A 26,670-nucleotide genomic window follows, 5' to 3' on the forward strand; every position below is an offset into this window, starting at 1 on the left:
TAAAAGAGCTGTGGCGAAATCTAAAGTCTAACAAGATTAAACTGCTGCTCTAATTCGTATTTTCGATTCAGGAAAAATAAACTGGAGTAGGGTGCCTTAGGAACGAACTGTAACTTATCAATAAAATAAAAGGCAGGTTTATGACCTATGTTTTGATGAAATAATTCGGTCAAAATGGGTACTAACTGCGGATCACCGAGATCGGTTTTTACCGTATGTGCATTTAAGCTTAATGCCAGCTGAGCGCCGGTAATTTGCCAGATAACTGAGAAAGTCGCTGAGTTAGGGCGGGCGGGTTGGGTTGCATTGATCTGCCAGCGCTGTTGTTGCCTAAGTAGTTGATAACAATTGCAGTACATAACAACATCACCCAAGCTGTTACGAATAAATAATTTCAATTGTGCGAGGAGCTGAGCCTCCGATAATGCAGGATAAACAAATTGTTGTAAGCGGCCCAGTTCATCCACGACATAAATCTGCGTCGTTTCTGTCAAACGATAGGCAAATAAGCTAACGGTTTGTTGTTGTTGATACATTAATAAAGCGTTCAGCAAATTATCTGTATCCAGATAGCTGTCCACGCGGGTCGGTAGATATAGTTTTTGTTCTTCGGCGAGAGCTTGGTGCAGCGATTTTTCTGCAGCAAACAGTTTTATGTGTATTTGACCGTTATGCCATTGCAGTTGAGACAGACGATCTCCCAGCATTAACAGATAACGTCCTTGTTGAGAGTGATACTGATAATGCGTCAATACCGCCTCAAATAAACGCAATAACCGTGTGTTAATAGCTTGACCAAAAAAGCCGGTGGCACACCAACATGTAGTATGGCTACTGAGTTGGGTGGTTGGCTGGCACTTGAGAATCTGGCTTAGTGTTTCAACCACTGCATGGTCGCCGTCATATCGATAGTGATGCCATTTTCCCCAACTGTTATAAATCAACAGATCAAGACTTTGCACCAGATTTTGTCTACTGGAGGTATAACTTAACGGATCGTTATTCAGGCTGGCCATTTGCACCGCACCAGCCTGTTGAGTATCAACACCAGCCGTTTGCAGATTGGCAAACAACATAACCTGTTCTGCTTTTGCCGGTTGTTGCAATAATTCGCTGGTAATTTCTGACTGAGGGTAGGGTAAAGTAGATTTCAGTAAGGTCTGGGTAAGTTCCAGCACTAGATTAATATTTATCTGATTTTTATGGTCAGATACCCTTAACCAACTTCGTGAGGTAAGGATATGGTTACGCACGGCCCAAGCCAATAAATGTAACAAAGAGGTGTGTTGTTGCAGCCCAATTTGTTTTGCATCGTTGAGCGGAATAGTGCTGAGCTTCCATTCGGCCTGCTCACTGAATCGATATAGATACAGCTGTTCAGGCCCCTCATTCATCTGCAAAGCAATAGGCAATTGTTCAATGCTGGATGCTTCATTGTCTAGACTGATGGCAAGTAATTGCTGCAAATCATTGAGCTTATCCACACCACCAGGCAAATGCTGATCGGCAAATAGCTGCAAAGTTGCCATAAACCGTTGTAATGCTGGTGTGAGAGATGTCCACCATTGTTGGCGTTGCGGGTAGCTCCAACTAATGCGGCTATCTTCAATTTTAAGTGTCTCAGCAGACCAATTCCAATCAGCTTGAAGCTTTTGCAGACTATAACGCCGCCAGGCAAACGGAGGATGTTTAACTTGAAGGGATAATCTCTCCGAACACAGTGCGTAATAAGCTTGCCGGGCGAGATGCAGTTCTTCACTATTGGCAAACTGTTCTATTTCAGCGAGCTTTAAGCTGGCGGGTTCAACCAACATACTGTCCGTTTCAGATTGCTCCACCTGTTGTTTATAGCGTTCGGATAAATGAATAGTATCTGGGAACAGCGATAATTGGCGTTGCAGAAACACTAAATCCAGCAAGGCCGTGATATCACCTTGAATGCCTTTAGTCAGTGCTTTGCTGGCTTCATTGAATAAAGAAGTTGCTTCAGCTGCTTGGTCAAAACCAAAGTCCAGCAAACTGATCTGGGTTAAGCCTCTTTGAGACAATAAACGTTCAGCAATTTGCGCATAAGTTTTTTGTTCTTCAGTGGTAATTAGCCACCAAAGTGGAGCACTACCAGCGATACAAAGTCCCTGCAGGTAAAACTGTTCACGTTCTGAACTGGAAATGGCCTCAGCCCGGCATTGTGTTTCGTCTAATAAGCGATAGCGTAAATGAATCCCCAGATTGGCTGCCCATTGGGAGATTGTCTCCGCTTTTTTTTGCAACATTTCTAGTTGCTCTGACTTTAATGTCGCGTGATGCACCAACCATAAATCAAAGCTGGCAGACTCTGGGTAGCGAATTTGTCCTGAAGAATTAATTAGATAGAGGCCGCGTAATGCATAACGACGTAGGGCTTTACGTCGATGGCTGAAATTTCGATTTAGGCTGATGGCACAGTTCAGTGCCTCACTATCAGGCTGATAATCCATTATGCCTGCCGGGCAGTCATCACTGACATAGCCCGGCAGCAGTTTATGATTAATATGAAACAACAATGGCAGCAGACGATAAAACATCGCCTGCTTGGGCGGCGCTAACTCTATTAAACGGCTGATTCTGGCGCGGTTATGTGCCTGAAATACACGTAGAGCCTGAGCGCGATCCACAAGTCACTCAAACTTAGTGGCGGAAATGCCGCATGCCGGTAAATACCATCGCAATGCCATGCTCATCCGCTGCAGCAATGACTTCATCATCACGCATCGAACCACCAGGTTGAATAACCGCGCTGATTCCAGCTTCGGCAGCTGCATCAAGTCCATCTCGGAACGGGAAAAAGGCATCGGATGCCATTACCGCACCGGGAACCGTTAATCCAGCATCATTAGCTTTAATACCTGCAATACGGCTGCTGACTACGCGGCTCATTTGACCGGCACCAATACCAACGGTTTGCTGGTTTTTGGCATAAACAATCGCGTTGGATTTCACAAATTTAGCCACTCGCCAGGCAAACATCAGATCAGCCAGTTGTTCTTGGGTAGGTTGCAGTTTAGTGACAACTTTTAATTCAGCCTCAGTGACAATCTGAATATCACGGTCCTGCACCAGTAATCCACCTGTCACACGTTTGAAATCAAAATCAGTGGTCGGAGTGGATGGGAAATCGCCACTGCACAGCAAACGCACATTGGCTTTACCGGCAACCACGGCTTTGGCAGCATCGCTGATTTTTGGGGCGATAATCACTTCAACAAACTGACGGTCAATAATGGCTTGTGCTGTTTTGCCATCCAGCTCACGGTTAAAGGCAATAATACCGCCAAACGCAGAGGTGGGATCGGTTTGATAGGCCAGATCATAAGCTGTCAGCAAATCATCTGCAGTAGCAACACCGCAGGGATTGGCATGTTTAACAATCACACAGGCCGATTTATTTTTAAAGATTTTGACACATTCCAAGGCGGCATCGGTATCAGCAATATTGTTATAGGACAATTCTTTGCCTTGCAGCTGAATAGCAGCACCGATTGAACCAGTCTCAGCCTGTTTTTCAACATAAAAAGCGGCTTTTTGATGCGGGTTTTCACCATAACGCATCGCCTGTTTGAGCTGGAACTGACTGTTAAATGTGCGTGGGAATGCGGATTTGCTTTTATCAGCCTGAATAGTGCCCAGATAATTGGCGATAGCACCATCGTAGTGGGCTGTGTGTTCAAAGGTTTTCAGCGCCAGATCAAAACGGGTGTGATCATCGGTACCACCTTGCGATTGAATCTGTTCAATCACCCGAGTGTAATCAGCCGGATCAACAATCACGGTTACATCAGCATGATTTTTGGCTGCTGCGCGCAACATGGTCGGGCCACCGATATCAATATTTTCAATCGCATCTTCCAGCGGGCAGTCTTCACGCGCTACGGTCGCTTCAAACGGATACAGGTTCACCACCACCAAATCAATCGGCGCAATATCATGCTGTTGCATAATGCTGTCATCTTTGCCGCGACGCCCCAGCAGGCCACCATGAATTTTAGGATGTAATGTTTTGATGCGGCCATCCATCATTTCCGGAAAACCGGTATGTTCGGAGACTTCTTTAACGTTTATACCGGCTTCGCTAAGCAATTTAGCGGTGCCGCCGGTAGACAGTAATTCAACGTTCAAAGCTTGTAATTGTTTGGCAAATTCAACAATGCCGGTTTTATCAGAAACACTCAACAGTGCGCGTTTAATCGAGTTCATCAGGATTCCAGATTGAGATTTAGGCTTGATTACAAGCCGTATTGCTTGAGTTTTTTTCGCAGGGTGCCGCGATTAATGCCCAGAATTTCGGCAGCGCGACTTTGATTTCCATGGGTGTGTGCTAATGCTGCTTGTAGCAAAGGTACTTCAACCTCTGTCATCAACATTTCATAAAGATTGGCGGGGGAGTGGCCATCCAGTTGCTCAAAATAGGTTTTCAGCGCGTTGGTGACACATTGATTTAAAGGTGCATGTTGCTGTTCAGCGGTCACGCCAAGATCAATACAATCAGCTAAGTCGTTGTTCAGCGCGTTATTCATGCGGCCAGTGAATCCTTGTCAGCGAGTTGCGCAAAAAAACCATCTGTAAAAGCCAGCTGTTGTTCAGCTTTCTCCAGTGTATTCATCTGTTGGCGAAAGGCATTTCCATTACGAAAACCTTTGCTGTACCAAGCGATATGCTTACGCGCCATACGCACACCGGAATATTCACCATAGAAATCGTACAGCGTGTTGAGGTGACTAATCAAGATCTGTTGCACTTCTGTTACAGAAGGCTCAGCTAAATTATTACCAGTTTGTAGAAAATGATTTATTTGTTGGAATATCCATGGGTTGCCTTGCGCTGCACGACCAATCATCAAACCATCAGCACCGGTTTTCTGTAGTACTAACAATGCTTTTTCTGGGCTGGCAATATCCCCATTAGCAATCACTGGAATCGCGATTCGCGATTTGATTTCTGCAATGGTGTCGTATTCAGCATCACCCTTATAGGCATCTGCGCGAGTACGACCATGCACGGCTAAGGCTTGAATACCGGCATCTTCAGCAATTCGAGCAATACGCACACCATTACGATTATCGCGATCCCAGCCGGTACGTATTTTTAAGGTCACCGGAACATCAACCGCATTCACTACTGCTTCGAGGATTTCACCGACTAGCTTTTCATGTTGTAACAAAGCGGAACCCGCCATCACATTGCAGACTTTTTTCGCCGGACAGCCCATATTGATATCAATAATATGAGCGCCTTCTGCCACATTATGCCGCGCGGCTTCAGCCATCATTTGTGGATCAGCACCGGCTATCTGCACACTTCTTGGTTCCGGTTCACCTTCGTGGTTGGCCCGTAATAGTGACTTTTTACTTGCCCATAACGCTTTATTGGCAGTGATCATTTCAGAAACCGCCATACCGGCACCAAGTTTTCGGCACAGTTGCCGAAATGGACGATCAGTAACACCGGCCATTGGAGCCAGAAACAAATTATTGGGTAAGGTGTACGGACCAATAGAAAGTGTTTTATCAGCCATGACGAACTCCAGTCAGACGAGCCCATTCTTCTAGTACAACAGGGGTATCCATCTCAAAAGCTGTTTGGTAATGCTGACGTAAAGTATCAGCTTGTACATCCAATAATCCTGATAACACCAGTTGCGATTGAGGACGGGTTAATTCTAAAAAGCGTGGCATTAATTCAAGTAACGGACCAGCCAGAATATTCGCCAGTAATAAATCACATTCAATGGTCGGGCAATGTTGTGGCAGATAGGTTTCAATAATGACGCCATTACGCAGTGCATTGGCCTGGGTTGCTTCCAATGCCTGCGGGTCTGTATCGACACCGATAATTTTATTTGCCCCAAGCAGCGCCGCTGCTATCGCCAGGATGCCACTGCCACAGCCGTAATCAATCACGGTTTTACCGGTTAAATCAGCTTGATCTAACCATTGTAAACATAATGCGGTGGTCGGGTGCGTGCCGGTGCCGAACGCCAAGCCGGGATCTAACAGAATATTAATGGCTTCTGGTTGAGGCGGTTGATGCCAGCTGGGCACAATCCATAATTTTTCACCGAAGCAGATGGGTTTGAAGTTATCCATCCACTCCCGTTCCCAATCTTTATCTTCAACCGCTTCAATCCTGCATTCAGGTAAATCAGCTAGTTGCGATTTTAATGATGCTAGAAGAGAATCAGTGTCAGTTTCGGCATCAAATAATGCAATAACTGAGGTTGCCGACCATAAAGGTGTTTCACCAATCGCCGGTTCATAGATAGGCTGATCGGCATTATCTTGAAAAGTAACAGCCGCAGCACCGCACTCAGACAGTGCATCAGATAATGCTTCTGCCTGCTGCGGTGAGCTGGTGAAAATAAGTTGGATCCAAGCCATAATTAACGGACTTACAGTCCGAGTTTCTTTTCAAGATAGTGGATATTAGTGCCACCGGTTTGGAAATGCGTGTCATCCATGATGTCGCGCTGTAGTTCGACGTTGGTTTTGATGCCTTCAATACCGATTTCTTTCAATGCCGTACGCATACGGGCAATCGCCGATTCACGGGTATTACCATAAGCGATCAGTTTGCCAATCAACGAGTCATAATTAGGTGGAACCTTATAGCCACTGTATAGATGTGAATCCATACGAATACCGGCACCGCCCGGAGCATGATAATGGGTAACCAGACCAGGACTTGGCATAAAGGTACGGGGGTCTTCAGCATTAATCCGGCATTCAATGGCATGACCACGAATCATTACATCTTCTTGTTTAATAGACAGTGGTAAACCTGATGCAATGCGAATCTGTTCAACCACCAGGTCAACGCCTGTAATGCGTTCTGTTACGGGGTGTTCAACCTGAATACGGGTATTCATCTCGATGAAATAGAATTCGCCATCCTGATACAGAAACTCAAAGGTACCTGCACCCCGGTAGCCGATACGTACACAGGCATCGGCACAGACTTTACCCATACGATCACGCATTTCTTTGGTGATGCCTGGTGCTGGAGCTTCTTCAACTACTTTTTGGTGGCGACGTTGCATAGAACAGTCGCGTTCGCCTAAATGGATTGCATTGCCGTGTTCATCGGCCAGTACCTGGAACTCGATGTGACGTGGGTTTTCCAGGAATTTCTCCATGTAAACCATATCATTGCTGAACGCAGATTTAGCTTCGCTTTTGGTCAAAGCAATGGCATTCAGCAAATGTGCTTCACTGTGAACTTCACGCATACCACGACCACCACCGCCGCCAGCGGCTTTGATGATAATCGGATAACCGATTTCACGTGCCAAGCGCATATTAGTCTCATCATCATTGCCCAGTGGACCATCAGAGCCTGGTACACAAGGGACCCCAGCGGCTTTCATGGCTTTTATAGCTTCAACTTTATCACCCATGATACGAATGGTTTCAGGGCGGGGGCCAATGAAAATAAAGCCACTTTCTTCAACTCGCTCAGCAAAATCAGCATTTTCAGACAAGAAACCATAACCAGGGTGAATCGCCGTGGCATCGGTGATTTCAGCCGCACTGATTAAGGCAGGTACATTTAGGTAGCTGAGACCGGAAGGCGCAGGCCCGATACAGACACTTTCATCGGCCAGCAGCACATGTTTCAAATCACGATCCACGTCAGAGTGGACGGCAACAGTTTTAATACCTAATTCCCAGCAAGCTCTGAGAATACGCAAAGCAATCTCGCCACGATTAGCGATGACAATTTTATCAATCATGATGTTTTATCCGCAGTTTTTGGCATGCGATAACAGCCGAAGCTGTCAGCAATATTATTCGATAACGATCAAGGGTTCGTCATACTCAACCGGATGACCATCTTCTACCAGGATAGCTTTAACTGTTCCACTGCGATCGGCTTCAATCTGATTGAACATTTTCATCGCTTCAATGATGCAAATCACATCACCGGCAGAGACTTGTTGGCCTACTTCCACAAAAGCAGCCGCATCAGGAGATGGTGAACCGTAAAATGTGCCAACCATTGGCGAGCGTACAGCATTGGCTTCATTAGATGATTTAGTTGCTGCGGTAGCGGCAGCAGCGGTTGCAGCTTCACTGGCAAATGACGGCACACTGGGTGCGGATGCCGGTGCAGGCTGTGGAGCTGCAAAATATTGTTGTTGTTGTGGGTATGCAGTGCTGGCGCGGCTGATGCGAACAGATTCTTCACCTTCAGAAATTTCGATTTCAGCAACATCTGATTCCTGAATCAAATCAATCAATTTTTTTATTTTACGAATATCCATGATTTAGCCTTGAGGGTTGATGTGTTTAATGGCAGCTTGTAATGCCAATTCATAGCCTTGTGCACCGAATCCACAAATCACACCGACAGCCAAATCAGAAAAATAGGACTGTTGGCGGAATGCTTCACGACGATGCACATTTGAAAGATGTATCTCTATAAACGGAATCGCGACCGCAGCTAGAGCATCACGAATTGCCACACTGGTATGCGTAAAAGCTGCGGGGTTTATTAAAATAAAATCATATTGTTGGCGAGCGGACTGTATGGCTGAGATAAGTTCATGTTCGGCATTACTTTGCAGAAAATTGAGTTGATGGCCATCAGCTTGTGCCAGCTGTTGTAATCGAGTGTTGATATCGTCGAGTGTTGTGGCACCATAAATTTCAGGCTCGCGCTGACCCAGCAGATTCAGATTGGGGCCGTGCAACACAAGAAATTTCGCCATAATAATCACACACCAGCACTGGAAATATAAGGCGGGATTTTGCACCAGCCAGCGCTTTATTGTCCAGCTTTTTAACTAAAAATCCGGCTTTTTGTCGCTAATTTCGCCGAAATACAGTTATTCTCGCTATTTCGATTGTTGGGACAGAAAATCCGCCAAATGGGCGTTCAACTGGGCGGCAGAGACATGTCCGACTAAACGATGTGAGGAAGATTCTTCAGCATTTTTGTCATAAAACAACATGCTGGGTGGGCCAAACACCCGAAGTGCTTTTAATAATGCTTGGTGCGCAGCGGTATTGTCAGTCAGATCGACTTTCAACAACGTAAAATTCTGCAAAGTATTGACTACTTGAGCATCACGAAAAGTGGTTTGCTCCATACTTTTACAATCAGTACACCAGTCCGCATAAAAATCCAGCATCACTGGCTGATTACTTTGGCTTAGCTGAGTTTGCAGCTCATCCAATGAATTCACGTAGGTATATTGCAAGCTAGGTTGAGCCGCTGTTGTGTTGGATGACATGTTCAATTTATGCAAAGGTTGCAGAATAGATTGTCCACCACTGGCGCTGCCAATCAACAACAAAGCACCACTAATAAGTGATAACAATCCGAGTCCTTTCCAAAACTTCTGCCAGCCAGTGGCCTCGATTGGCAGACTATTGAGTGCGCCCAGATATACCGCCGTAATAACTAAAAGTGCTCCGCTCATAAACAGAATGGCCCAACCTGGCAAAATGCGATCCAGCATCCAGATGGCTAAGGCAATCAGCATAACGCCAAAAAACGCCTTGATATTTTCCATCCAGCGTCCAGCTTTGGGCAGCAGCGTTCCAGCTGAAGTACCAATAATCAGTAACGGAATTCCCATGCCTAGACTCATCGCAAATAAGGCTGCGCCACCTAATACCGGATCGGCATGTTGACTGATAAACAACAACGCACCCGCTAATGGGGGCGCCAGACAAGGGCCAACAATTAATCCTGATAACAAACCCATTAACACCACACCAGTTAACGTACCACCGCGTTGACGATGGCTGAGTTGATGCAGGCGTTGTTGCAATCCGTGCGGTAACTGCAATTCATAAAAACCAAACATAGATAAGGCAAGTAGTAGCAAGATGCCGACAAAGCTGGAAATCACCCATGGATTTTGCAGCATAGCCTGCAAATTTCCACCGAGTAAGCCAGTTAGTACGCCAGCCACAGTGTAAGTAACGGACATGGCTAGCACATAAGTTAACGATAAAATAAACGCTCGTCGGGTGGTGATTTGTTCACCCTGACCAACAATAATGCCCGACAAAATGGGGATCATGGGGAACACGCAGGGTGTGAAGGCGAGTAACAGTCCAAGTCCTAGAAAGCCGAGCAAAATTTGTAACAGATTGTCATCTTGAAGACGTTGGGAAATTTCATCTTGTTGGCTAATTGGTGTTGAAGATAAAGCCGATGTTGAAGATGTTGGCGCGCCAGAAGTTTCTGTGGCTTTACTCTCGGCGAGCAAAGGTAAATCCAGGTTGATCGTTTTGCGGGTAGGTGGATAACAGATGCCAAACGTTTCAGAACAGCCCTGGTAATGCGCTGTCAGCGTGATGCTGGTGCCCTCAGACTGAGTCCGTATCAGCGGCAGGTTGATCTGCACATCACTGGTGTAAACCTCAGATAAGCCAAAATACGCATCATTTTTCATATGGCCGCTCGGCAGGGTAAACTCACCTAGCTGCACATTGCTGTCATCGGTTATTTCGAATCGGATCTTATCTTGATATAAATAATTGCCTTCCATGATTTGCCAGCCAGCCAGAATCATTTCTGGATCGGTTAGCACCGCATCAAAAGCAAAGGCTTCATCAACTTCGGGCGGCGAGTCGGCTGTATCAAAACCAAATTTTTCCAATAGGCTTGGCCGCGCTTGTGCAGTAATACTGCTGAGCAGCATGAGCAAGATTAAAAATTGTTTCATCAAGTTATCGCCACAGATTCGTTGCAGTTACAGACCATTCTAACAGTCGATCGTTACACGAGTGAGTGCAACAGGATGTCATGTTGTCTTTAAACTGTAATAATTAGCCTCATTTTTGGCAAAACACAGGTGTCTTGTGGAAATCAAAACCATTCATAAACTTGAAAAGCAGGCCTATAAAAAGAGCCATGCTGAAATAGCACGAATAGGTTTCGCCTTATTTTTCCTCGCCGCTATCCTCGCATACAGTTTCGCCACTACCGGCGGTGTCCCAAACAATCTTTTCCTCGCTATCGCTGCCGTATTTGGTGGGTATATGGCAATGAATATAGGTGCCAATGACGTCGCCAATAATGTCGGGCCGGCAGTCGGTTCCAAGGCGTTGACCATGGGTGGCGCGATTATGATCGCCATGATCTTTGAAGCCGCGGGTGCCTTTATTGCCGGTGGCGAAGTGGTCTCCACCATCAAAGGCGGCATCATTGATATCAAACAATTTGGAACGGATACCGACAGTTTTATCTGGGCAATGATGGCCGCATTACTGGCCGCGGCTTTATGGCTGAACCTTGCTACGATGGCGGGTGCACCGGTATCTACAACTCACTCTATTGTGGGCGGCGTTATGGGAGCGGGTATGGCCGCTGCAGGATTCGGTATTGTCGATTGGGGCACCATGGGAGCGATTGTTAGTTCCTGGGTTATTTCGCCATTGTTGGGCGGGATCATTGCCGCCTCATTTTTATTGGCTATCAAAAAAACCATCATTTTCCGCGATGATAAAATTCAGGCCTCCTATCGTTGGGTGCCAATATACGTGTCAGTAATGGCCTGGGCATTTGTGACCTACTTAATCTTAAAAGGGCTCGGCCAAGTATGGGGACATTGGATAGACCTGATTAATTCATTGCCATTGATTTCATTAGAAGCACAAAGTAAACCTACTTTTCTGACAGCATCTCTTATAGGTCTTATTATTGGCGGTCTGATCTTTGCCTTAGTGAAAAAGACTTTAAAACGCAATATGTCATCGATGAAAAATGATCGTCATAGTGTTAATGCTCAGTTCACCATTCCATTGATCTTCGCTGCGGCCTTGTTAAGTTTTGCTCATGGTGCAAATGATGTGGCCAATGCTATCGGTCCTCTGGCAGCAATAAATGACGCCATTATGTCAGGCGGTATCACTGATAAAGCCGGTATTCCGCTTTGGGTGATGGCAGTGGGTGCGTTAGGTATTGCAATTGGTTTGGGACTTTACGGTCCTAGATTGATTCGTACCGTTGGTGGTGAAATCACCGAGTTAGATCAAATGCGCGCCTATTCAATCGCGATGGCTGCTGCTTTGACCGTCATCATTGCCAGTCAGTTAGGTTTGCCTGTTAGCACCACCCATATTGCGATTGGTGGTGTGTTCGGGGTCGGATTTTTGCGTGAATGGTTAGATGAATCCAACAAAATTGAACGGCAGATCGATCGTGAAAAAGCTGAAATAAAAGACGATAAAAAAATGCTTAATGCTTTACGCAATGAGCTGAAAAGTTTGGAAAAAAAATCTGCTAAAACTGTTGAAGAATATCAACGAATCACCGAGTTATTCCGTTTGATAGACGAAGAAAAAGCTGAACTGAAAAAAGCTAAAAAACTGCTCAAAAAAGATAAGAAAAACCTGTATGTAAAACGCGATATGGTGAAAAAAATCGTCACGGCTTGGGTGGTCACAGTCCCCGCAGCAGCCACATTATCAGCCTGCATCTTCTTTATGATCAAAGGCATCATGGTGTAATCAAACCTTCATCAAACTGACATATTCTTATTCGATTTGATAATTTGTCAGGATGTTGAAAATGCTGAATAAACTAAAAGCATTACCCGTTGCGATTCAGCAATATCTGGTGGTGACCTTTAGCTATTGGGCGTTTACCGTTTCTGACGGAGCTTTACGAATGTTGGTGGTGTTATTTTTCCATCAGCTTGGTTACAGCCCGCTTGAAGTGGCGATGCTGTTTGTTTTGTATGAATTTTTTGGCATCGTGACGAATTTGTTTGGTGGCTGGTTAGCCGCCAGGTTGGGCCTCAATGTCACGATGCATCTTGGCTTGTTATTGCAGGTCATAGCCTTGGGTATGTTGCTGGTCGACCCTGCTTGGTTAACGGTTGCTTATGTGATGGTGGCGCAGGCTTTATCGGGTATCGCCAAAGATCTCAATAAAATGAGTGCTAAATCCAGCATCAAAATGCTGGTGGCAGATGACGCTCAATCGACGTTGTATAAATGGATCGCCATCTTAACGGGTTCCAAAAATGCACTTAAGGGCGTGGGATTTTTTGTCGGTGCGGCATTGTTATCCTGGATTGGCTTTCGTGGTGCCATTCTCGCCATGACGGTGGTATTGCTTGTTGTATTGATTTTCAGCATCCTTATGCTACAACGCGATCTAGGCAAAGCAAAAAACAAACCTAAGTTCAAAGATATCTGGTCTAAAAGTGCGGCAGTCAATCGATTGTCACTAGCCCGGTTTTTTCTGTTTGGCTCTCGCGACATTTGGTTTGTGGTCGCCTTACCAGTGTTTTTACACGCTCAATTGCAATGGCCAGCGATATATGTAGGTGGGTTACTGGCGGCATGGGTGATCGCATACGGTATCGTGCAAGCATTAGCACCAAAACTAACCGGCTTTTCCGAAGGTCACGCACCTGATGGCTACCATGTCTGGGTATGGTCCTTGCCATTAATGGTTTTACCTTTGGTAATTGCAGCCGCTATTTATTTCGAATGGGCCGTGTTGCCTGCGTTAACAGTGGGTTTGCTAGTTTACGGGGCAATCTTTGCTATTAACTCTGCCATCCATTCTTATCTTATTGTGTCCTACGCCGATGCGGCTGGTGTATCGCTTGATGTGGGGTTTTATTACATGGCAAATGCAGCTGGACGTCTATTTGGGACGCTATTATCCGGCTGGGTTTATCAAGTGGCCGGGCTTGCTGCCTGTTTGCTGATTTCTGCCCTGATGATTTTTGCCGCAAGTATTATTTCAAAAATGTTACCGCGGCAAGCTCAGCCCTGATAAAGGTTTCAGCGCTGTTATCAAATTGTCATATTTGCCGGTTAAGCTTTACGCTAAGCAAAAATAGATTAGGGAATTTCGGATATGAGCATATCGGTTTTGTTGGTGGAAGATGATGCCGCCATTCGTGACATGATTAATTTCAGTTTACGTCAGGCTGGATTTACCTGTGAAACATCCAAGGATGCTGAATCAGGTTTGGAATGGCTGAAAAATCAGCAACCAGACATGATTTTACTCGACTGGATGTTACCTGGAATTGATGGCATTGAGTTTATCCGCCGTCTGCGGGCTAACGAGTTTTTAGCCTCCATTCCGGTGATTATGCTTACTGCCAAAGGCGAAAGCGAAGATATGGTCAAAGGTCTGAGTGTAGGCGCCGATGATTACATCAATAAACCGTTTTCTCCACCAGAACTGATAGCACGCATCAAAGCCGTATTACGTCGTTGCCGTCCGATGGAAGATGAAGATGCCCAGAAGCTGCAGATGGGTGAATTAGTGATGGATACTAAAAGCCATCGGGTTTCCGTCAATGGTGAGCGCATTGAATTAGGGCCCACAGAATTTCGTTTATTACACTTCTTTATGAAAAATCCAGAGCGAGCTTATAACCGCTCACAACTGTTGGATTTCGTTTGGGGCGACACAGTATATATAGAGGAGCGCACAGTGGATGTGCATATTCGACGTTTACGTAAAGCATTGGAATCCAGCGGTCATGACAACTTAGTCCAAACTGTCCGTGGTGTAGGTTACCGTTTTTCTGCTGAATAACGGAGTCTTCTAATGCAATGGGATTATTGGCGTTTGCTGACGGTGCTCAGTTTGGCAGGCTTTGCTGGCCTGGTGGCTGGACATATGATGACCTTCCTTTTTGTTGCCTCGTTAATCTATATTTTCTGGTTACAGGGTAAGTGGTTTCAATTACGTACCTGGTTGGACAAACCTAAAAAAAATAGCTCACCCCAAGCTGAGGGTGTCATTGATGACGTGTGCCGGCAGATTGAGCAGATGCGTGCACAAAACAGCAGCCGTAAAAAGAAGCTCACCGGCTACCTTAAACGTTTCCAATCAGCCACTGCCGCTTTGCCGGATGCGGTCGTTGTTATGGGCGAGTTTGGTCAGGTCAGTTGGGCCAATACCTCAGCGACCGAATTGCTTGGCATCAGTTGGCCTCGTGATAATGGTGTTCGCGTTAATAATCTGGTTCGGGATCCGACCTTTCAGCAACTGCTGGAAAAGGATTCTGATGCGGCTGTAGTAGTGGTCGCACCATCACCAATGAACGATCGAATTCAACTGGAATTTAAAGTGGTGCGTTATGCCAGCAGTGATCGTCTGCTAATTGCCAGAGACATCACCCAAACACAGAAATTACAACGGATGCGTCGTGATTTTGTTGCCAATGTGTCACATGAGTTACGCACACCACTGACGGTGCTGCGTGGTTATCTGGAAACGCTTGATACTGAGAGCAGCCCCGATTTATGGCGTCAGGCGTTGCCGGTTATGCAGCAGCAAAGTCAGCGTATGCATTTGATGATTAAGGATTTGTTGGCACTTTCGCAATTGGAAACCGGGGATAAGCCCCTGTTACACCGGCCTACCGATATTCCACGGTTGTTGACGGTAATTGTCGATGATGCAAAACGGTTGGAACATTACAAATCACATCAAATTCATTTACAAATCCTCAGTGATAAATGGCTGATGGCTGACGTAGATGAGTTACGCAGTGCTATATCCAACCTGGTTTTCAATGCGGTGAAATATACTCCAACGGAGTGTGAGATCGAAGTAATCTGGGCAGTGGATAAAAACGTGCCTTCCATTACGGTGATCGATCATGGGGATGGTATTGAAGCACGTCATTTAGAAAGGCTGACCGAGCGTTTTTATCGTGTGGATTCTGGCCGTTCACGTGAAGCCGGTGGCACGGGATTGGGGTTGGCTATCGTGAAGCATGTTCTGCAACGTCATAATGCGGTGTTAACGATTGATAGTCAGATCGAACAGGGTTCGCGTTTCAGTTGTATTTTCCCGGAAAATAAACTGGTTGAACCCAGCGACATCTAATGTTTTCAATACTTTCCCATTGTCACGGGATTGTCATAATTCTTTCATATCCTTGTCACAGTTAATCGCGATACTGCTCCGGTGCTCAACGCGATAAGTGTTGGAACTTTTTTAAAACCCAAGGAGTTGAATCCTCATGTTCAAGAAAAAATTTGCTTTATACGGTGCTGCACTGGCCATGACATTTTCATCTGCCAGCTTCGCTGATGTTGATCCAAGCCTGCCAGATTATGAAAAAACCAGTGGTGTTTCAGGTAGCTTATCCAGTGTCGGTTCTGACACATTAGCGAACTTGATGACTTTATGGGCAGAAGAGTTCAAACGTGAATACCCAAATGTCAGCATCCAGATTCAAGCGGCTGGTTCTTCAACTGCACCTCCTGCTTTGACTGAAGGTACATCGAACGTAGGTCCGATGAGCCGTGAAATGAAAGACAGCGAAATCAAAGAATTCGAAAACAAATACGGTTACAAACCAACCGCTATACCTGTTGCAATCGATGCCTTGGCTGTTTATGTACACAAAGACAACCCAATTGAAGGCATGACTATTGCTCAAGTTGACGCTGCTTTCTCTGCTACTCGTAAATGTGGTTATCCAGAAGATGTTACAAACTGGTCACAATTAGGTGTTGAAGGTCTGGGTTCAATCCAGTTATATGGTCGTAACTCTGTATCTGGTACTTACGGTTACTTTAAAGATAACGCTCTATGCAAAGGCGACTATAAAAACAGTGTGAACGAGCAACCTGGTTCCGCTTCAGTTGTTCAAGGTGTCACTAAATCAACCAACGGTTTAGGTTACTCAGGTATCGGTTATAAAACTTCTGGTGTAAAACTGGTTCCATTAGCGAAAGAAGCGGGTCAACCGTTTATCGAAGCTAACGGTGAAAATGCTGCTGATGGTTCATATCCAATGTCACGCTTTTTATGGGTTTATGTAAACAAAGCGCCTAATAAACCAATGTCTCCAATTGACCGTGAATTCATGAAAATGATTCTGTCAAAAGTAGGTCAAGAAGTTGTTGTTAAGGATGGTTATGTGCCACTGCCAGCTAAAACTGCAGCGAAATATATGGAAATGCTGAAGTAAATATTTTTTAATAAAAAACCCCGTACATTGCATGATGTACGGGGTTTTTTTATCTAATAGCGTTAATCAATTTGCTTGCAGATTGATTAACAGTATTAACATTAAGCAATCACCGTGTTGCGTGCGTATTTCTTAAACGGAAACTAAATTAGATTATGGCTGAGCAAACTATTGAAAATAGCGTTATAGCTGCTGCTAATTCAAAAACGGCCCGTCGTCGGCGAAACTGGCGAGAGTTTAAAGATAAATTGGCCCGAGTAGTTGTAACAGGTGGCGGCATTATGGTGATAGTCGCTATCGTGCTGATTTTCTTTTATTTGCTTTATGTTGTTATTCCACTCTTTAACAGCGCTGATCTGCGTACTGAGCAGCAGTTTGAACAAGTACCGACCAACAATGTTCATCTCACATTAGACGAATATAACGAAGTCGGTTTAGCGCTGGATGAAAAGGCCAATTTACGCTTCTTCAATGCACATAATGGTGATGCCATAGCTAGCTTTGATTTACCTATCCCAGAAGAAAACTCTGTTAGCAGCTTTTCTGCAGGTAGTGCATCTACCGGTGTGTTTGCTTATGGTTTGGATAATGGTCAAGCGATTGTGTTTCAGGAAAACTACAAAATCAGCTATCCCCAGGGAACGCAACGGCTGATAACACCTGAAATTCAATATCCTATTGGCGAAGAGTTGGTCGAAGTTGATCCGCAGGGGCAATCGCTGCAGATGCTTACGGTTCAAAGTTATGACGATCTGACTACCTTAGTGGCGTTAACCGCTGATAACCGTTTGGTGATGTCTCGTATCACAAAGGATGTGAATTTCCTCGATGAAACTGACTTTACCCTAGACAACGAAACTCTCGAAATCACATTGGACAGTAATGCTCCGGTTTCAAAGATCCGTCTAGATATTGACCAGCGCGAGTTATATGTTATTCATGCTGACGGAGATATTGCCTATTACGATGTGCAAAATACTGACAATGTCAGACTGCTGCAGCGTGTCAGTGCGGTACCCGAGGATGTTGAGATCACCACAGCAGAATTTTTAACTGGTGGTATTTCATTATTAATAGGCCGTAGTGATGGTCAGATTGATCAGTGGTTCCCGGTTCGTGATGCTGATAATAACTACACCATTGAATTGGTGAGAAGTTTCGCTGATCAGACTGCACCAATTCGTAGCATTCTTCCTGAACAAGCCCGTAAAGGCTTTATTGCATTAGATGATAACGGTGATATTGGTATTTATCACACCACTGCCGAACGCAATCTGCTGGTGGATAATATTTTGTCGGATGGCAATGCCAAAATTGCGTTGTCTCCCAGAGCAAATGGATTGTTAACCGTTAGCATGAATGGCGACACGCAGTTTCATGAAATTGAAAATGAACATCCCGAAGTCTCCTGGCATTCCTTATGGGAAAAAGTCTGGTATGAGAGCCGCAGCGAGCCAGAATATCTGTGGCAGTCTTCGTCTTCCAGTAGTGACTTTGAACCGAAACTCAGCCTTACCCCATTAACGTTCGGCACTATCAAGGCGGCATTTTACGCCATGATGGTGGCAGTACCGCTGGCCATAATGGGTGCGATTTTTACTGCGTACTTTATGTCGCCACGGATGCGCAATCTGGTCAAACCGACCATTGAAATCATGGAGGCTTTACCAACCGTTATTCTGGGTTTCCTAGCCGGTTTATGGTTGGCGCCACTGGTGGAAAATAATCTGCCCGGTGTTTTCAGTATTCTAATCCTTACGCCAATTATGGTGCTTGTCACCGCTTGGTTATGGACCAAAGTACCGAAATCAATACGCCATCGTATTCCCGATGGCTGGGAAGCAGCCATATTGATCCCTATTGTGATTTTGGTGGGCATCGTTTCGATGAAATTAAGTCTGCCACTGGAAAATCTTTTATTTGGTGGCGATATGCCTGGCTGGTTGGAATCTACCGGCATTGGTTATGACCAGCGTAATTCACTAGTCGTTGGTATGGTCATGGGGTTTGCGGTTATCCCCACCATTTTCTCTATCACCGAAGATGCTATTTTCAGTGTGCCCAAGCAATTGACCATTGGCTCACTGGCATTGGGCGCGACGCCATGGCAAACCTTAACAAAAGTGGTGTTACTCACCGCGAGTCCAGCTATATTCTCGGCCGTGATGATTGGTTTGGGGCGTGCTGTAGGTGAAACAATGATTGTGTTGATGGCGACCGGTAATACGCCAATTATGGACTTCAATATATTTGAAGGATTTAGAGCCTTATCAGCCAATATTGCAGTAGAAATGCCTGAAGCAGCAGTCAACAGCACCCATTATCGCGTCTTGTTCCTTGCAGCGTTGGTGCTGTTCTCAGCGACCTTTGTGTTTAACACCCTTGCAGAGTTGGTGCGCCAACGTTTGCGTAAGAAATATAGCAGCCTTTAAACAGAGATCAGCATGTCTAATTCAACATTTAAATCCTGGTATCAAAGTGGCAGTCCTTGGGTCTGGCTCAATGCGGGTGCGGTTTCTATCAGTCTGATCGCGGTTATTGGTCTCGTTTTACTGATAGCAGTACGTGGCCTGAGTCATTTCTGGCCAGCAGACATTATGTCGGTGCCATATAACGAACCAGGCATAGAGCCAACCGTTCTTATGGGCGAAAAGGTGAACTCTGAAATTGTGCCAGCAGAAAGAGTGCCTGCTGATTATCAGTTAAGAGAAGGTCAGACGACCGTCGAGCGTTACCTGCTGAAAATTGGTAATCGGGATCAATTTGGTTTGGATTTCCGTTGGGTAAATAAAGACTGGATGGGCGATATCAGCTACCCGGAAGACATACTGGCTGTTGAGCGTCGCGAATGGGGTCATTTTTACGGCTATTTACTGTCAGTGCAGCAAAACGGTGAAACAGTTGCTGAGGGTGAACAAGCCTGGCCGGAATTTCAGCAAAGATTGGAACGCAGCAATAATCTAGTCGCTGAAATTAAATACATTGAAAAAATTGAAATTGGCAAAATCAACCAAGCACTTGAGTCATTGCGTCTCGATGAGCGACGTTTGGAATTGGATAATGTCCCTGCAGACAATCCTGCTTATGCTGAAATTGAAGCAGCAAAAGTAGTGCAAAATGACAAATATACCAAATTACAAACGCGACTCAGCGATTTAAGCCAGGCGTTGGTTCGTGATCAGGTCGTTTTGCAAATGTCTAACGGCCAAGAAGTGACTTTGCCAATGGCAAAAATTGTCGATGTAGTGAAGCCCAACGAAATGAATCGTTTCGAGAAGCTGCAGCATTATTTTCATGAAGTATGGAAGTTTATCTCTGGCGAACCACGTGAGGCCAATACTGAAGGCGGCATTTTCCCAGCGATTTTTGGTACCGTGATGATGGTATTAATTATGTCGGTGATCGTCACCCCATTCGGTGTTATTGCTGCCATCTATCTTAAAGAGTATGCCAAACAAGGGTTTATTACTCGCACGATTCGTATTGCAGTGAATAACTTGGCGGGTGTGCCTTCAATTGTGTACGGCGTGTTTGGTTTAGGTTTCTTTGTCTATTTCCTCGGTGGCAATATCGATGAGATATTTTTCCAGGCGAAATTACCATCGCCGACATTCGGTCAACCAGGCTTAATGTGGGCGTCGTTAACCTTAGCGATTTTGACCGTGCCAGTGGTGATTGTGGCAACCGAAGAAGGCTTGTCGCGTATTCCTCGTGCAATGCGTGAAGGCAGCTTGGCTTTAGGTGCCACCAAAGCAGAAACGTTATGGCGTACCGTCATTCCAATGGCGGCTCCGGCCATGATGACAGGCTTGATATTAGCGGTGGCCCGAGCGGCAGGTGAGGTAGCACCACTGATGATGGTGGGGGTGGTTAAACTGGCTCCAGCATTAGCGGTCGATTCTGTGGCCCCTTATTTACATTTAGATCGTCAGTTTATGCATTTAGGCTTCCATATTTACGACGTGGGTTTCCAAAGCCCGAACGTTGAAGCCGCACGGCCGTTGGTCTATGCCACAGCCTTCTTGCTGCTGCTGATCATTGTAGTGTTGAATTTAACGGCGATTAGTATTCGTAATCGTCTGCGTGAAAACTTTAAAGCGAGTGATAACTAATGGAAGCCGCCAATCAAAACAAATCCGCAGCACGCGCGATTGATATCGAATCAATGCAACGTGGTCCGAAACTGAATCTGGCTGATGAAACTGCCTGTATTGAAATCAAAAATTTCAATCTGTTTTATGGCGAAGCTCAGGCGTTAAAAGATATCAACCTGACCATTCCTCGCAACAGAGTCACGGCCTTTATCGGTCCTAGTGGCTGTGGTAAATCGACGTTCCTCCGATGCTTCAATCGCATGAATGACTTGATTGATAACGTTAATATTCAAGGTGAGTTGTTGTTAGATGGTGAAGATGTGAACTCACCAGCTGTCAATGTATCTGACCTGCGCCGTAAGGTGGGTATGGTGTTTCAAAAACCTAATCCCTTCCCAAAAACTATTTATGAAAATGTGGCTTATGGCTTACGTTTACAAGGTATTAATGATCGGCAGACCCTGGATAAGGTGGTCGAAAAATCATTAAAAGGCGCGGCGTTGTGGGATGAAGTCAAAGATCGTCTGCAATCTTCTGCAATGGGATTATCAGGTGGTCAACAGCAACGTTTGGTGATTGCTCGTGCCATCGCCATTGAACCGGAAGTGTTATTGCTTGATGAACCGGCCTCTGCTCTGGATCCATTGTCTACACTGAAAATTGAAGAGCTGATTTACGAGCTAAAAGAAAAATATACCATCGTTATCGTCACCCATAACATGCAACAAGCGGCCAGGGTTTCCGATTACACCGCGTTTATGTACATGGGTGAATTAATTGAGTTTGGCGCGACCGATGAACTGTTCACCAATCCGGGCAAAAAACAGACGGAAGATTATATTACTGGCCGTTACGGCTAAGCTGCAGGTTCAGGAGATCCTTTATGGCTACAAATAAATCACAACATATTTCGCAACAGTTTGAAAAAGAACTTCAAGATATCCGCAGCCGTGTACTTGCCATGGGGGGCTTGGTAGAGCAACAAGTAACCAATGCGATGGAAGCGTTGGTAACAGGTGATGCCGATTTAGCTCGTCAAGTTATCAGTGGCGATGAAGACGTCAATAAACTGGATGTTAGTATCGACGAAGATTGTATTCAAATCATCGCATTACGTCAGCCAACCGCCAGCGATTTAAGACTGGTCACAGGCATTCTGAAAACCATTACCGATCTGGAACGGATTGGCGATGAAGCGGCACGTATTGCTCGGATGGCACTGAATTTGGCTGAAAAAGATCGGCCGAAAAAGAATTACCGTGAGTTACATGCATTAGGCCAACACGTGTCGGGTATGTTGCATAACACCTTAGATGCTTTCGCGCGTTTTGATGTCGATGCGGCCTTGCAGGTAGCCCATGAAGATCGTCAGGTAGATGCTGAATACGAAAGTATTATGCGTCAGTTGATGACCTATATGATGGAAGATCCTCGTACTATCAGTCGAGTAATTGACATGATGTGGTCCGCACGTTCGCTGGAACGTATTGGTGATCATTCACGTAATGTTGCAGAACATATTATTTACCTGGTTGAAGGTAAAGACGTCAGACATTTATCTGTGGAAAAAATGGAAAAAGTGGTGAAAGGCGGCGAGTAGTTTTCCCCTGTGTGACTCGGCCCGTTTCTATCATGGAGGCGGGCTTTTTTTTGAGCATAAAATGCAAAGTTCATAGCATCCTCTATTTTAGTCAGGCAAAATGCCATCACGTCTATAAAAGCTGAGTTTATGGAAACAACTGAAGATAATGATGTTCTCGCTGCTGTAGACCTTGGTTCTAACAGCTTCCATATGATCATTGCCCGCCTGAGAGATGGACATTTCCAGATAATGGATAGACTGCGGGAAATGGTGCAGTTACGTGCAGGGTTGGATAAGCATAATATGTTGTCCGAGGAGTCGCAGGCCCGTGCCATTGCTTGTCTGGAACGCTTTGGCGAACGTATTCGTCACCTTCCTGCAGGCAAAGTGCGCGTCGTAGGCACCAATACCTTACGTGTTGCCGAAAACAGCCGTGAATTCTTACGTAAAGCCCGTCAGGCTCTAGGTCACCCCATTGAAATTGTCACCGGCGAAGAAGAGGCGCGGCTGATATATATGGGCGTTTCGCGTTCATTGGCGTTTGATAACAGTCGCAGATTTGTGATGGATATTGGCGGAGGTAGCACCGAATATATTATCGGTGAAGGCTTGGAAGGAATGCGTCGTGAAAGCCTTGAAATGGGCTGCGTCAGCTTTAGTCAGCGATTCTTTAATGATGGCAACATAAGCCAATTACGGATGCAGGCGGCGCTGCTCACCGCGGCGATCAAATTACGATCGATTCAACGGCCTTATCAAAATCTCGGTTGGGTTGAGGCTGTAGGTGCTTCAGGGACTATTCGCACGGTGGCCAGTATTGTTACTGCTCAGAACTGGAGCGAGAACGGGGTCATCACTGCCGAATCTCTGGATAAATTAATTGCTCATATCGTGGCGGCAGGTCATTACGATCAGTTTCAACTAGAAGGTCTGAGCCCTGAACGTGCCAATGTACTAGCGGGCGGTGTTGCCGTATTAAAAGCCTCATTTGACCGGTTAAGAATTGATCGCATGATTGTCTCTGATGGCGCCTTGCGTGAAGGCTTGCTCTACGATCTACAAGGGCGTATTCAGCATGATGATGAGCGTGATCGCACCGTCAACTCATTGGCTCGTCGTTATCACGTCGATGAAACCCATGCCGAACGGGTAAGCCAAATGGCTACCGAGTTATACGAGCAAGTGGCTGCCGAGTGGGAAATTAATAGTGAAGAGCACTTACAGCGTATGCAGTGGGCAGCCAAACTACACGAAGTCGGGCTAGCCATTTCACATTATCAATATCACAAGCATTCATCTTACTTAGTCGCACACTCCGATTTGCCCGGTTTCTCACGTGAAGAGCAGCAAGCACTGGCAGCAATGGTCAGAGGCCAACGTCGCAGTTTTCCACGAAAACATATCAAGCAACTCTCGGATGAAATGCAGCAATCCACCATGCGATTAACGATTTTGCTGCGCTTGTCATTGGTATTTAACCGTGGCCGTAGTGAAAAAACCGATACCCATGTTGGGCTAAGTCTGCATCGCAATTCATTAATATTGACCTTACCAACAGGTTGGTTAGAAGAGCATCCATTAACAGAAGCCGATTTAGTGCAGGAAAGACAAGAACTGAAAGAAATTGATATTCGTTTGAAGATCCGGGACTAGGACCTGTTGATCTTTCAGAGCCACCACTGCTGGAGGCTATTTTGTTGTTCAACAAAGCGGATATGATGAGGTGTAGTTGTTCTACATTAATCATTTACTACGACTTTGGGCGGAAAAATAGCTTCAGCCCTACGGGTTGTGTCTGAAAATGCACCACTCTGCGTTGCTCGTCATTTATTTAGAATGACTAAACTTCACTCCTCGCGCCTTGGTTGGTACATTTTCAGTCACAACAGAGGCGGCTATGAAAGATCAATAGGCCCTTGATGGAATTTCGCTTTACCGTAGCAGTCAATGTTGATGAGACTGGAGCATAAGTTATGTGGCGCACTACATCGGTAATGATTTCGAGTTTGATATTAAGCCAGCCACTTTGGGCAGAAGAACAGCTTTACTTGAGTGATACTGGCGATCGCTTCACCATCAATCAAACCAAAGACGGTAAATATTGGGGCACTTTGATTATCAGCGATAATCACACTGCAAGCTTTGCTCATAATGAATTAATTTTGCTGCAGCTCGATGATCAAACGCCTATATCATTAGAGCATGGCAATTTGAGTTGTGGATCTCCCGCTAAAGCCGAGCAAACTGTGTTTTATGATTTTTCGGACTCGGCCAAAAACGTGTTCGCGACGACTGAGTCGCAACCGCTACCCAAAGGTTTTCAGCAAGTCAGGCAGCGTGATGTTTTTACCGCAATACCTGCTGATAGACGTGCTGAAACAGTTGATTTTGTGTTGAATGATGAAACGATCAATCTTCAGCAATTAAAATCAGCCAAAACACTGAAATTTCGGTTTGTCACCGATGATGGGCAGCAACATCACGCTATTTTCCGACCGCAATAAAAAACGATGCTGGCCCTAATACTTCAGTGCCAGCAGGTTCTTTCTATTTAGCTTTTTTCGGTTTGACTTCACCAATGGCCCCATCAGCACGGGCTTTTAAATAAGCATATATATCATCCATACCTTCAATGACTTGGGGATTGCTTTCCCAGGCTGGCATCATGCCGATTTGTCCCATCTTGCCGTGGGTAACGGTGGCAATAAATTCATCCTTAGTGATGGCATTTAAACTATCTGCCAGATTTGGTCCCACCATGCCCTGTGCAAAAGTGCCATGACAACGAGCACACCAATTGCGATAGAGTTTATAGCCATTAAAGGTTTCACTATCCAGAGCATTGCCATCGGTGACGGTATAAGGCTTATCCTCTGCACGGCTGAAAGCACTGAATGTTAACAAACCAACCATAATGGCTAAAGCAATTGATTTTATTGTATTTATTTGCATTTTTTACCCCTTAAATATCAATCATCAGACCTTTGATGGATAAACTTGAACTCAATTAGCGCCAAGTTAAACACTCTCCAGTCTTATCTTTATAACCAGCAAAACCGTGATTCAATGCCACATTCACGTGTAAACTGCTGTTTTTGTCTTACAGTCAAAATGAGTCAGTCATCGTTTATGAACACAGACCTCATCTAACCTGTCGAGACTAGTTTAGTAAATGCTAATAAATGGAAAATGTGTTTTTTGCGGCCCTAGTAAGGCAAATCACACAATAATTACAGGGTTAAAGTGTTAATCTGCCCGCAAGATGATTTTCAGGTTATATAAATGGATGCGCTCACTACTTCTTTAGTTACCGCTTTTCTGCTGGGCTTATTCAGTTCGGCCCATTGCATTGCCATGTGTGGCTCAGTGATCGGTGCATTAACGTTGACCTTACCTGCACATATCCGTGAGCAGCCACGCAAAATGCTGCCATTTGTTTTGAACTACAATCTCGGTCGTATTCTTAGCTATTCCATTGCAGGTGGATTGGTGGGGCTACTTGCTTCGCCTTTGGCTCAAATCAATGGTTTGCCTTTTTTACGTTATCTGTCGGTTTTGGTGATGATTGGTATGGGGTTGTATCTCGCTGGCTGGTTTCCTAAGTTTGCTCACGCCGAAAAAATCGGTGCACCCATCTGGCGTAAGCTGCAACCCATTGGCCAGAAGTTATTGCCAGTAAGAAGCTTGAAACAAGCGTTTCTGTTGGGTGCGGTTTGGGGTTGGCTGCCCTGTGGTCTGGTTTATGCCGGACTAGCGGTTGCTGCCACCACTGGTGATGTTCTATATGCTGCATCGGTCATGCTGGCCTTTGGTCTGGGAACCTTACCAGCGGTAATGGGCGCTGGTATGTTTGCTGGCATGTTGGCTTCATTAGCCCGCAATCAACTGTTTCGAAAATTGGCTGGCATCATGATTATGTTGATGGCCTTATTGGTTTTACTGTGGCCTCAGGGCGAGCATCAGCATCATGGAAAAATGGATATGAATCCAGTCACTGATTTTGTAGTTGATGAAGCGCCTAATGAGCATCAGCATTAAGG

22 protein-coding genes are annotated in these 26,670 nt (G+C 45.4%); 12 read left to right on the plus strand and 10 right to left on the minus strand.

Annotation, left to right across the window (positions count from 1 at the left end; translation table 11 throughout):
• Positions 1–20: 20 nt before the first annotated feature.
• The 9 genes from ACN0V2_RS07540 to dsbD form a co-directional block, all read right to left on the minus strand.
• The gene (locus ACN0V2_RS07540) at positions 21–2,654 is read right to left on the minus strand and encodes a class I adenylate cyclase (RefSeq protein WP_417550194.1); all 2,634 of its coding nucleotides are present in this window, start codon (positions 2,652–2,654) and stop codon (positions 21–23) included.
• Positions 2,655–2,667: 13 nt separating this feature from the next.
• Positions 2,668–4,233, minus strand: a complete 1,566-nt coding sequence (gene purH / locus ACN0V2_RS07545) for a bifunctional phosphoribosylaminoimidazolecarboxamide formyltransferase/IMP cyclohydrolase (RefSeq protein WP_417550195.1) — start codon at positions 4,231–4,233, stop codon at positions 2,668–2,670.
• 29 nt (positions 4,234–4,262) lie between these two features.
• A complete protein-coding gene (fis, locus tag ACN0V2_RS07550) occupies positions 4,263–4,553 on the minus strand; it encodes a DNA-binding transcriptional regulator Fis (RefSeq protein WP_069294753.1) in 291 nt (96 codons plus the stop codon).
• A complete protein-coding gene (gene dusB / locus ACN0V2_RS07555) occupies positions 4,550–5,551 on the minus strand; it encodes a tRNA dihydrouridine synthase DusB (RefSeq protein ID WP_417550196.1) in 1,002 nt (333 codons plus the stop codon). The genes fis and dusB overlap by 4 nt, the downstream gene beginning before the upstream one ends.
• Positions 5,544–6,413, minus strand: a complete 870-nt coding sequence (gene prmA / locus ACN0V2_RS07560) for a 50S ribosomal protein L11 methyltransferase (RefSeq protein WP_417550197.1) — start codon at positions 6,411–6,413, stop codon at positions 5,544–5,546. The genes dusB and prmA overlap by 8 nt, the downstream gene beginning before the upstream one ends.
• Before the next feature lie 11 nt (positions 6,414–6,424).
• Entirely contained in the window at positions 6,425–7,765 is a 1,341-nt protein-coding gene (gene accC, locus ACN0V2_RS07565) for an acetyl-CoA carboxylase biotin carboxylase subunit (protein ID WP_417550198.1), read from the minus strand.
• Positions 7,766–7,819: 54 nt separating this feature from the next.
• Entirely contained in the window at positions 7,820–8,296 is a 477-nt protein-coding gene (gene accB, locus ACN0V2_RS07570; protein WP_417550199.1) for an acetyl-CoA carboxylase biotin carboxyl carrier protein, read from the minus strand.
• Positions 8,297–8,299: 3 nt separating this feature from the next.
• On the minus strand, positions 8,300–8,743 hold the full coding sequence (aroQ, locus tag ACN0V2_RS07575) for a type II 3-dehydroquinate dehydratase (protein ID WP_417550200.1): 444 nt from the start codon (positions 8,741–8,743) through the stop codon (positions 8,300–8,302).
• A 126-nt stretch (positions 8,744–8,869) separates the two neighbouring features.
• Entirely contained in the window at positions 8,870–10,714 is a 1,845-nt protein-coding gene (dsbD, locus tag ACN0V2_RS07580; RefSeq protein ID WP_417550201.1) for a protein-disulfide reductase DsbD, read from the minus strand.
• 136 nt (positions 10,715–10,850) lie between these two features.
• Between dsbD and ACN0V2_RS07585 the strand changes: the two genes are divergently transcribed.
• The 11 genes from ACN0V2_RS07585 (at position 10,851) to ACN0V2_RS07635 (ending at position 25,134) form a co-directional block, all read left to right on the plus strand.
• Entirely contained in the window at positions 10,851–12,500 is a 1,650-nt protein-coding gene (locus ACN0V2_RS07585) for an inorganic phosphate transporter (protein ID WP_417550202.1), read from the plus strand.
• Positions 12,501–12,561: 61 nt separating this feature from the next.
• Positions 12,562–13,782 carry an organoarsenical effux MFS transporter ArsJ gene (arsJ, locus tag ACN0V2_RS07590; RefSeq protein WP_417550203.1) on the plus strand — a complete coding sequence of 407 codons (1,221 nt, stop codon included), beginning with the start codon at positions 12,562–12,564 and terminating at the stop codon, positions 13,780–13,782.
• Between the two features lie 84 nt (positions 13,783–13,866).
• On the plus strand, positions 13,867–14,559 hold the full coding sequence (phoB, locus tag ACN0V2_RS07595; protein WP_417550204.1) for a phosphate regulon transcriptional regulator PhoB: 693 nt from the start codon (positions 13,867–13,869) through the stop codon (positions 14,557–14,559).
• Positions 14,560–14,571: 12 nt separating this feature from the next.
• Positions 14,572–15,861 carry a phosphate regulon sensor histidine kinase PhoR gene (gene phoR / locus ACN0V2_RS07600; protein ID WP_417550205.1) on the plus strand — a complete coding sequence of 430 codons (1,290 nt, stop codon included), beginning with the start codon at positions 14,572–14,574 and terminating at the stop codon, positions 15,859–15,861.
• Between the two features lie 136 nt (positions 15,862–15,997).
• On the plus strand, positions 15,998–16,954 hold the full coding sequence (locus ACN0V2_RS07605) for a PstS family phosphate ABC transporter substrate-binding protein (RefSeq protein WP_417550206.1): 957 nt from the start codon (positions 15,998–16,000) through the stop codon (positions 16,952–16,954).
• 155 nt (positions 16,955–17,109) lie between these two features.
• Positions 17,110–19,386, plus strand: a complete 2,277-nt coding sequence (locus ACN0V2_RS07610; RefSeq protein WP_417550207.1) for an ABC transporter permease subunit — start codon at positions 17,110–17,112, stop codon at positions 19,384–19,386.
• A 12-nt stretch (positions 19,387–19,398) separates the two neighbouring features.
• Entirely contained in the window at positions 19,399–21,066 is a 1,668-nt protein-coding gene (gene pstA / locus ACN0V2_RS07615) for a phosphate ABC transporter permease PstA (protein WP_417550208.1), read from the plus strand.
• Positions 21,066–21,908 (plus strand): phosphate ABC transporter ATP-binding protein PstB, encoded by an 843-nt coding sequence (gene pstB, locus ACN0V2_RS07620; RefSeq protein WP_417550209.1) that lies wholly within the window; start codon positions 21,066–21,068, stop codon positions 21,906–21,908. Before pstA ends, pstB begins: the two co-directional genes overlap by 1 nt.
• A gap of 23 nt (positions 21,909–21,931) precedes the next feature.
• Positions 21,932–22,648: a phosphate signaling complex protein PhoU gene (gene phoU, locus ACN0V2_RS07625; protein WP_417550210.1), complete on the plus strand. Its 717-nt coding sequence runs from the start codon at positions 21,932–21,934 to the stop codon at positions 22,646–22,648.
• Positions 22,649–22,777: 129 nt separating this feature from the next.
• Positions 22,778–24,283, plus strand: a complete 1,506-nt coding sequence (gene ppx, locus ACN0V2_RS07630) for an exopolyphosphatase (protein WP_417550211.1) — start codon at positions 22,778–22,780, stop codon at positions 24,281–24,283.
• A 320-nt stretch (positions 24,284–24,603) separates the two neighbouring features.
• Positions 24,604–25,134 carry a hypothetical protein gene (locus ACN0V2_RS07635; protein ID WP_417550212.1) on the plus strand — a complete coding sequence of 177 codons (531 nt, stop codon included), beginning with the start codon at positions 24,604–24,606 and terminating at the stop codon, positions 25,132–25,134.
• 43 nt (positions 25,135–25,177) lie between these two features.
• On the opposite strand, the gene ACN0V2_RS07640 is transcribed toward ACN0V2_RS07635, so the two are convergent.
• Positions 25,178–25,582 (minus strand): c-type cytochrome, encoded by a 405-nt coding sequence (locus tag ACN0V2_RS07640; RefSeq protein WP_417550213.1) that lies wholly within the window; start codon positions 25,580–25,582, stop codon positions 25,178–25,180.
• Between the two features lie 330 nt (positions 25,583–25,912).
• On the opposite strand from ACN0V2_RS07640, the gene ACN0V2_RS07645 reads away from it, so the two are divergent.
• A complete protein-coding gene (locus ACN0V2_RS07645) occupies positions 25,913–26,668 on the plus strand; it encodes a sulfite exporter TauE/SafE family protein (protein ID WP_417550214.1) in 756 nt (251 codons plus the stop codon).
• Positions 26,669–26,670: the final 2 nt, after the last annotated feature.

Source organism: Methylophaga sp., from assembly GCF_048266885.1.
In the GTDB taxonomy this organism is placed as follows: Bacteria; Pseudomonadota; Gammaproteobacteria; order Nitrosococcales; family Methylophagaceae; genus Methylophaga.

What these genes read in the sequence shown, in the direction of transcription:
- arsJ (WP_417550203.1), top strand. Translation starts at nt 12,562, where the DNA reads ATGCTGAATAAACTAAAAGCATTACCCGTTGCGATTCAGCAATATCTG.
- dsbD (WP_417550201.1), bottom strand. Translation starts at nt 10,714, where the DNA reads ATGAAACAATTTTTAATCTTGCTCATGCTGCTCAGCAGTATTACTGCA.
- ACN0V2_RS07610 (WP_417550207.1), top strand. Translation starts at nt 17,110, where the DNA reads ATGGCTGAGCAAACTATTGAAAATAGCGTTATAGCTGCTGCTAATTCA.
- phoB (WP_417550204.1), top strand. Translation starts at nt 13,867, where the DNA reads ATGAGCATATCGGTTTTGTTGGTGGAAGATGATGCCGCCATTCGTGAC.
- purH (WP_417550195.1), bottom strand. Translation starts at nt 4,233, where the DNA reads ATGAACTCGATTAAACGCGCACTGTTGAGTGTTTCTGATAAAACCGGC.
- fis (WP_069294753.1), bottom strand. Translation starts at nt 4,553, where the DNA reads ATGAATAACGCGCTGAACAACGACTTAGCTGATTGTATTGATCTTGGC.
- ACN0V2_RS07640 (WP_417550213.1), bottom strand. Translation starts at nt 25,582, where the DNA reads ATGCAAATAAATACAATAAAATCAATTGCTTTAGCCATTATGGTTGGT.
- pstB (WP_417550209.1), top strand. Translation starts at nt 21,066, where the DNA reads ATGGAAGCCGCCAATCAAAACAAATCCGCAGCACGCGCGATTGATATC.
- pstA (WP_417550208.1), top strand. Translation starts at nt 19,399, where the DNA reads ATGTCTAATTCAACATTTAAATCCTGGTATCAAAGTGGCAGTCCTTGG.
- accC (WP_417550198.1), bottom strand. Translation starts at nt 7,765, where the DNA reads ATGATTGATAAAATTGTCATCGCTAATCGTGGCGAGATTGCTTTGCGT.
- ACN0V2_RS07645 (WP_417550214.1), top strand. Translation starts at nt 25,913, where the DNA reads ATGGATGCGCTCACTACTTCTTTAGTTACCGCTTTTCTGCTGGGCTTA.
- phoU (WP_417550210.1), top strand. Translation starts at nt 21,932, where the DNA reads ATGGCTACAAATAAATCACAACATATTTCGCAACAGTTTGAAAAAGAA.
- accB (WP_417550199.1), bottom strand. Translation starts at nt 8,296, where the DNA reads ATGGATATTCGTAAAATAAAAAAATTGATTGATTTGATTCAGGAATCA.
- ppx (WP_417550211.1), top strand. Translation starts at nt 22,778, where the DNA reads ATGGAAACAACTGAAGATAATGATGTTCTCGCTGCTGTAGACCTTGGT.
- dusB (WP_417550196.1), bottom strand. Translation starts at nt 5,551, where the DNA reads ATGGCTGATAAAACACTTTCTATTGGTCCGTACACCTTACCCAATAAT.
- aroQ (WP_417550200.1), bottom strand. Translation starts at nt 8,743, where the DNA reads ATGGCGAAATTTCTTGTGTTGCACGGCCCCAATCTGAATCTGCTGGGT.
- phoR (WP_417550205.1), top strand. Translation starts at nt 14,572, where the DNA reads ATGCAATGGGATTATTGGCGTTTGCTGACGGTGCTCAGTTTGGCAGGC.
- ACN0V2_RS07635 (WP_417550212.1), top strand. Translation starts at nt 24,604, where the DNA reads ATGTGGCGCACTACATCGGTAATGATTTCGAGTTTGATATTAAGCCAG.
- ACN0V2_RS07605 (WP_417550206.1), top strand. Translation starts at nt 15,998, where the DNA reads ATGTTCAAGAAAAAATTTGCTTTATACGGTGCTGCACTGGCCATGACA.
- prmA (WP_417550197.1), bottom strand. Translation starts at nt 6,413, where the DNA reads ATGGCTTGGATCCAACTTATTTTCACCAGCTCACCGCAGCAGGCAGAA.